Consider the following 587-nt stretch of genomic DNA (forward strand, 5'->3'; position numbering starts at 1 on the left):
AATATTTTTAACTTCTTTGAATTTTTTAATAGTTTTAATAATGTCTTTTGTATTTATATTGCTTGGTGCTCCCTCCATTAATACATGAAGACTTGATTTTGTTACATAAAAGCCGCTACGTAGTACTAAAATTGCTACAATCACACTTGCTAAAGGATCCGCCCACCCCCATCTAAAAAATATAATGAGAAGGGCTGCTATAACTGCACCTATAGATCCAAGCATGTCGCTTATTACATGCAAATATGCTCCACGCATATTTAAGTTTTCTTCTACATCGCTCCCGCGCAGCATTATCCAAGCCACAATAATATTAATAAACAAGCCTACCAAGGCGATAATTAACATGCCTGTAGAAGCTACCTCAGGGGGGTTTTTAAATCTCTCAATAGCTTCATAAAAAATATAGATAGCTATTAACATCAAAGTAATACCATTAAGTACAGCTGCTAGTATTTCAAACCTTTTGTAGCCAAAAGTTTTATTTGTATTAGCTTGCTTCGCTCCTAAAGTAAATGCAATTAAAGCAATACCTAAAGAAATAGAATCACTTAACATATGACCAGCATCTGAAATTAACGCAAGAC

1 protein-coding gene is annotated in these 587 nt (G+C 34.1%); it reads right to left on the reverse strand.

All coding sequences use genetic code 11. The features are described from left to right. Window positions 1-587: cation diffusion facilitator family transporter (locus IEZ21_RS49300; protein WP_189327926.1), on the reverse strand; the 587-nt coding region annotated here is incomplete at both ends.

The sequence above is a fragment of the Streptomyces flaveus genome (genome assembly GCF_014647675.1).
GTDB lineage: Bacteria > Actinomycetota > Actinomycetes > Streptomycetales > Streptomycetaceae > Streptomyces > Streptomyces flaveus.